The 592-nt window shown below is 38.9% G+C and carries 1 protein-coding gene; it reads left to right on the forward strand.

The window, feature by feature from the left end:
* Positions 1 to 14 precede the first annotated feature (14 nt).
* Positions 15 to 592 (forward strand): AvaI/BsoBI family type II restriction endonuclease (locus tag B9T16_RS29155; protein WP_410246444.1); only part of this gene is annotated, 578 nt, incomplete at its 3' end.

Below are 592 nucleotides of genomic sequence, written 5' to 3' on the forward strand. Positions count from 1 at the left end.
CTAGTAACGATTTGGTGACAACTTATGAAGCTGTCCGTGCGGGTTTTGTAGCACTGTCACTGGAGAGAAATCGACGAGCTACACCTTATATTGCAGAAGCTCAAGCACTACAACAAGCGGCTAGTCAAGCTACCTATGCTGCTGATTTACTCAATATCAGAGGTATTGAGATCGGATTACTGACGGCAGCAGGACTATCTCATAAATCCCTTAAATATTTGATGCCAGAGGATAAAATTGATGCAATAAATGGTCTAATTAAGAATTTTCTGGAGCCAGCAGGCACAAATTTTGTAGAGGAATTAGTATTTAGATTTTTATTGACTCGTGGTGACAGTCTGGGGGGTTCAATGCGTAACATTGGGGGAGTATTAGCACAAAGGAAATTAACCCGTGCTATTCTGGCAACTCTCAGCATTGCTGGGAAAAAATATTCCTGGCAAGATTCCCGCACCCAAAAATGGTTATATATGACCAATAATGATACAGAAATTGAGTTATATTTACGAGGAATAAGTTGGCAAAATAAACTAGGTCATCGTACACTTATTTATAATCGGAAAGTGCAAAAAGTCAAGAGTAATGTAAATTT

The sequence above is a fragment of the Arthrospira sp. PCC 8006 genome (genome assembly GCF_046480465.1).
Lineage (GTDB): Bacteria > Cyanobacteriota > Cyanobacteriia > Cyanobacteriales > Microcoleaceae > Limnospira > Limnospira platensis.